The sequence below is a fragment of the Paraburkholderia domus genome, from assembly GCF_905220705.1.
GTDB classification, from domain to species: Bacteria; Pseudomonadota; Gammaproteobacteria; order Burkholderiales; family Burkholderiaceae; genus Paraburkholderia; species Paraburkholderia domus.
In genome coordinates, this window is the sequence record NZ_CAJNAT010000065.1 from 1 (window position 1) to 5,523 (window position 5,523).

Sequence of the window (5,523 nt, forward strand, 5' to 3'; positions counted from 1 at the left end):
GCAGGCACTGCACGAAGTATGTTCGTCAGAATGTCGCGCGCCGTCGGTCTGCGACCGGCGACAGAGGACGGGCGCGATGGTTACGGCCCGCGCCTCCAAGACTTCCGACATTATTCCGAGTCCCGGATTATTCCGCATACGGATCTCCGGGGCCTGCAATCCCCGGAGAATACGCGGCCTGGGGGCGGCGCCAATACGGAATAATCAGAGGGTCTTCAAGAAGGCCAGCAGGCGATCATTGGGACGGAAACGCGGTGCTCGCACATCGGTGGTCGCGGCCTTCGCCAGCGCCTGTTCTTTTAGTTGCATATCCGCCTGGAAATAAATGGCAGTAGTTTCCACCGATTCGTGACCGAGCCAGAGGGCGATCACGACGCGATCTGCGCCATGGTGCAGCAAATTCATCGCCAGCGAATGTCTCAAACTGTGCGGCGTTACTTTCTTACCGATGAGTGAGGGGCAGTGAAGGCGCGCTACCGCGAGATGCTTGTCCAGCAGATATTGCAGACTGTCATGGCTTAACGCCGTACCACGCAGCGATTGAAAGATCGGGTTGGACGGTGGGTAGTGGCATTCGCGCAGCCAACTGCGCAGCACGGCCACGGTATTTTTGCGCAGCGGCGTACAGCGTTCCTTTCGGCCCTTCCCCATACAGCGTACATGCGCACCGGTGCCCAGTACAAAGTCTTGACCGCGCAGGCCGAGGAGTTCCGATGCGCGCAGCCCTGTTCGCAAGGCCAATAGTAGCAGGGCTCTATCCCGCCGCCCGAGCCACGTCGTGAGGTCAGGCGCGGCGAGTAGCGCGTCTGCTTCATCCGGCGTCAGGTAAGCAATCGGTCGGCGCACATAGCGTTTGCTCGGCATGGCGAGAACGCATTGCGCCACGGCGCTGTACTCCGGTGCGTGCAGGGCGACATAGCGGAAGAAGGAATGAATGGCGGCCAGGCGCACATTACGGCTGCGGGCACTGTTGTCACGGTCCTGCTCGAGATGATCGAGGAACATACCGATAAACGCCGCATTCAAGTCGGGCACCGCCAGCGCTGAGGGTGATTTGCGCAGGCGCTGCTGCGCAAACTGCAGGAGCAAGCGAAAGGTATCGCGGTAGCTTGCGACGGTGTGTGAACTGACCTGTCGCTGGCGCAGGAGTCGATTCAGGAAGAACGACTCCAGAAGCGAGGAGAAAGTGCTGACACCATTTTGAGTTGTGTTCATGACCGCATTCCTCGCTCGGAGCGTGCTACCCGGCGCATTACGTAGTGCATCAGCTGCGGCGTCGCGGTGAGATACCAGTAGGTGTCGGTAATGTGGGCATGTCCGAGATAGGTGGAAAGTTCTGGCAGGTGCCGTTCGACATCGACGCCGCGGCGGTGCCACCCGGTCAGTGTGTTGATAGCCAGTCGATGCCGAAAGTCCAGCAGACGAGGTCCGCGTGAATCATCCGGGCCGCGCAGGCCGAGTTGGCGAGACAATTTGACGAAAGTCCACCGTACCGCCCATTCCGTCAGGCGAGTGCCACGCTCAGAGAGGAAGAAGCTTGCACTATCAGGGTATCGGCACAAACGATCCCGACGCTTTGCATAGCGTTGCAACGCAGATTGCGTGGTGGGATGCACCGGTACATAGCGCGACTTACCGAATTTGCTCTCGCGAATCGTCAACACGCCATTGACGAGATCGACATCATCGCGATCCAGATGCAAGGCTTCATTGGTCCGCAGACCGGTGGCAACATATAAGCCGAATAGCGTGGCATATGTATGCGGTCGCAGACCGGTCGCCGATGGTAGCTGCCGTGCCAGCTCAAGCAAGTGGTCGATTTCTTCGTCGCGATAAATGTAGGGTTCCGGACGTTGTAACTGATACGGCAGCAAGTCCGGTGATGGTACGAGAGTGCGTGGATCGCTCGCGCTGCAGTATTGCGCAAACCGACGCACCATGCCTAAGCGGTTCGCCCATTGCGCCGGCTGCACATTGGCAGGTTGGGTCGCCCACGCCAGAGCGAGATCGGTGGTGATGTACGTGGCGCCCGCGGCATCGGCGAAGTCGACGAAGCGTTGCAGCAAGCGTCCGGGCAACCGCAACTTGACGCCGAGGGCACGACGGAGCGCCAGATACTGATCGAGGGAAACCTGTAACGACGGGGTGACGGGTGATTTCCTCATGATGCACTCTCCGGCCACGGCGGGGCGATGCGCCGTAGCGCAGCGATATCCACCTTGGCGTAAATCTGCGTCGTCGTCGGTTGCTGATGCCGGAGCAGTTGACCAATCTCATCGAGGGAGGCGCCCCGACGCAGCAGTTCGGTGGCCAGCGAATGCCGCAGCAAATGCGCCCCTTTGAACTCGGGGTTCAACCCGGCGCGTTGCAGTGCGCGGCGCACGACATCGCAAACGGCGACAGGGCTGGCAAAGCCGCGCTGCGGAGCTCTCGAGCGGATAAACACGCGACGCGTCGAGCACATGGGACGAACGTGACGCAGATAGTGCGCCACGGCGGCACCGACTTCCCTGGGCAGTGGCAATCGTGCCAGGCGTTGGCCCTTGCCGCGCACGAGAATCTCGCCGGCCTCCCAGTCCAGATCCTCCAAATTCATCTCGACCACTTCTCCGGCACGCAACCCCAGCCGCGCCAGGAGCAGCAAGATCGCATAATCCCGTTGGCCTGCTGGCGTATCGCGGTCGCAGGACTCGAGCAGTCGCTCCACCTGTTCGGGTGGCAGCGACTTGGGCAGGTGAGATAAGCGCCCGTGCGCAACGCCCGGCACGGCGGCGGCCAGATTCGTGTTGATCGCTCCGCGTTGGAGCAGAAAACGCAGGAACGAGCGCAGCGCCGTGACGGTCTGTTTGGCGTAAGTACGGCTGACCCGCTGGACTTGACCAAGAATGAAGTGATGGAGGTCTTGCGGGCACAATTGCTCAACACGTAGCGCCTTGCCGGGGAACCGCTCAGTCAAAAAACGTCGCACGATAGGCAGATAGTTGATCAACGTCGACGGCGAGAGGCCGCGTTCCGACCTGAGGAATTGCTCAAAATCTCGCGTGAGCTTGCCAACCGCGCTCCGATCGAGCGGTGGTGACACTACCCGAGTGCAGCCGATGCCGCGTAAGAACGTGAGCAGTTGTTGCGTCGTCGCGACGTCTCCGCGTTGCGCGACACCGCGACGGCGGCGACCCACGTGAAATTGCCGGAGCCCCTGGTCATCCAGCTTTGCCAGTGGAACCTTGTGCCGCTTGAGCCAGAGACTGAGTTCCGCCACCAGCGTACATTTGACGTGAACAGTCGTCGCGGCGTAACCCTCGCTGGCGAGGAACGTTGCAAATCTGTCGAGGTGGGATACCAGCGGGCCACCACCGGAGCAACCGGGGAGTGCCGTCACGGCACCGTTGCGAGTGATCTTCATCGTGAGTCTCCCTGAATCGGGGGGAATCCCCAGGAAGACGACACTCCAATAACGTCGAAAACTCAAGCGCCCCCATAGCGCAGATCACTTACACAAAATCCGTATTGATTCACCGCCCCGTAACGACGCTGGCGAAGGCCGCGACCACCGATGTGCGAGCAGCGAGTTTCCGTCCCAATGATCGCCTGCTGGCCTTCTTGAAGACCCTCTGATTATTCCGTATTGGCGCGCCCCCCAGGCCGCGTATTCTCCAGGGATTGCAGGCCCCGGAGATCGGTATGCGGAATAATCCGGGACTCGGAATAATGTCTCATATCGTGCAGACGCGGTCCGTGACTGTCTGATTCACCGCGCAAGCCGATCTGCCGCGACAACGCATAGAAAGCGCGATGAATCTGACCGCTGTCCAGCCGGTTGCCCCAGCTCGACACGAACAGGTACGAGGATACCGGTCGCCCCGCCCAATGACGTTGGCGTTGTGCGATATAGTTTGCGAGCACCTCGCAGGTCGAGGCATGCAAAGGAACCAATCTCGTCTTGCCTAGTTTCGCTCCGCGGACAGTCAATATCCCCGCGGTCAGATCCACGTCCTGTAGCTCGAGATTGCGCGCTTCACCCAGACGCATGCCTGATACGCTCAGCAATCCGAACAGGCAATAATAGGTCGACGGTAGAAGGGCTTCGCGTTCGTTCCGGTATGGCATCTCAAGAGCAGCCCGCAATAGAGCGCGGATCTCTCTGGTGGAATATAAGTACGGTCGAGCCCGCTTCGGTTGAAACGGTAACAAGCCTGGCGCTGGTATCTGGGTGCGGAGATCGGTAGCACTGCGATGGCGCGCAAACTGTCGTACATAGCTCAGACGTTGCGCCCATTGCGCGGGCCGGACACCCGATGGCTGTTGAGCCCACGCGAGAGCCAATGCCTGGGTAACGTAGGGAGCACGATGCTGTTCCATAAACGCGACGAAATCTGGTAGCGCATTGCCTGCCTCTCTCAGCTTGAATCCCAGGCTGCGCCTCAGATCGAGGTAATCCTTAACGGCTTGTCGAAGTGTGTTCATCGCACACCCCCCGGCCAGGGCAAAGCAAGTGTGCGCAATGCCTTGATGTTGACCGACGTATAGATCTTCGTTGTTTGAGGATGATGATGTCCCAATACCTCGCCGATCTCGCTGAGCGAGGCCCCACGGCTCAACATCTGGGTGGCCAGGCCGTGGCGGAACTGATGGGCACCCATCGTGGGTGCGTCGATGCCAGCGCGCTGAAGCGAATTCCGGACGAGGGAGCCGACGCCACTTTGCCCACGAAAACCTGTGATGGGCGCCTTTGCGCGCAAAAATACGCGGCGGCTGGCGCTATGAGGACGCCCGTGCCGCAAATATGCGGCAATCGCCTCGCCGACGGCGGCGGGTAAGGGTAGCTCGCTGCGTTGCCCGCCCTTGCCGCGGACGCTCACCTGGCCCGCGCCCCAGTTGATGTCGTCGAGTTCGAGAAAAGCCACCTCACCAGCGCGTAACCCCAATCGCGCGAGCAGGAGCAGGATGGCGTAGTCACGACGCCCAACCGAAGTCCGTCTATCGATACTAGCCAGCAACTGCCGCGTCTGCTCAGCAGAAATCGCTCGAGGAATTGACGGCATCGACCAGTTCGCGACGACTGGAACGGCGGCAGCCAGATCCAGCGTAACGTCGCCGCGATAGCGCGCATAGCGTAGAAAGGAGCGCAGTGCAGTGGTCATTAGCTTGGCTCGCTTCAAATGCAAACTTGGTGCACGGAACTGCACGAAGCTCACGACATCCACAGCGCGTAGACGCGATAAGTTGACCCTCCCGTCACCGAAGCAATGGTGGAGAAAATCGCGGATGAATGGCACGTAGTTAATGACCGTTGTTGTGGCGAGAGCCTTAGCGTCGCGCAGGTACTCCGCGTATGCCTGTGCACAGATCTCAGCCGGCGGCACCCGACGTGTTGCTGTCTTCTCGACAGGAATCACGCCCTCACTCCGCATAAGGCAGAGATTTTTTTGGTTGGCGGTCGCGGCAACCAGCGCATCGCCATGTCGTCGGACCTGATCCGCGACCGGTAATCAAAAAAATGTTTGTGCTAAACCGCTCCACAGG

The 5,523-nt window shown here is 60.1% G+C and carries 5 protein-coding genes; all 5 read right to left on the reverse strand.

Annotated features, from left to right (window positions below; translation table 11 throughout):
* Positions 1–204: 204 nt before the first annotated feature.
* The 5 genes from KHO31_RS38740 to KHO31_RS38760 all read right to left on the reverse strand — a co-directional run bounded on the left by KHO31_RS38740 (position 205) and on the right by KHO31_RS38760 (position 5,396).
* Positions 205–1,215: a tyrosine-type recombinase/integrase gene (locus KHO31_RS38740; protein WP_211626088.1), complete on the reverse strand. Its 1,011-nt coding sequence runs from the start codon at positions 1,213–1,215 to the stop codon at positions 205–207.
* Positions 1,212–2,165, reverse strand: a complete 954-nt coding sequence (locus KHO31_RS38745) for a tyrosine-type recombinase/integrase (protein ID WP_211626090.1) — start codon at positions 2,163–2,165, stop codon at positions 1,212–1,214. The genes KHO31_RS38740 and KHO31_RS38745 overlap by 4 nt, the downstream gene beginning before the upstream one ends.
* Positions 2,162–3,403 carry a site-specific integrase gene (locus tag KHO31_RS38750; RefSeq protein ID WP_211626092.1) on the reverse strand — a complete coding sequence of 414 codons (1,242 nt, stop codon included), beginning with the start codon at positions 3,401–3,403 and terminating at the stop codon, positions 2,162–2,164. The genes KHO31_RS38745 and KHO31_RS38750 overlap by 4 nt, the downstream gene beginning before the upstream one ends.
* Positions 3,404–3,615: 212 nt before the next feature.
* Positions 3,616–4,464 carry a tyrosine-type recombinase/integrase gene (locus KHO31_RS38755; RefSeq protein ID WP_211626094.1) on the reverse strand — a complete coding sequence of 283 codons (849 nt, stop codon included), beginning with the start codon at positions 4,462–4,464 and terminating at the stop codon, positions 3,616–3,618.
* Positions 4,461–5,396, reverse strand: a complete 936-nt coding sequence (locus KHO31_RS38760) for a site-specific integrase (protein ID WP_211626104.1) — start codon at positions 5,394–5,396, stop codon at positions 4,461–4,463. Before KHO31_RS38760 ends, KHO31_RS38755 begins: the two co-directional genes overlap by 4 nt.
* Between the last annotated feature and the right edge of the window lie 127 nt (positions 5,397–5,523).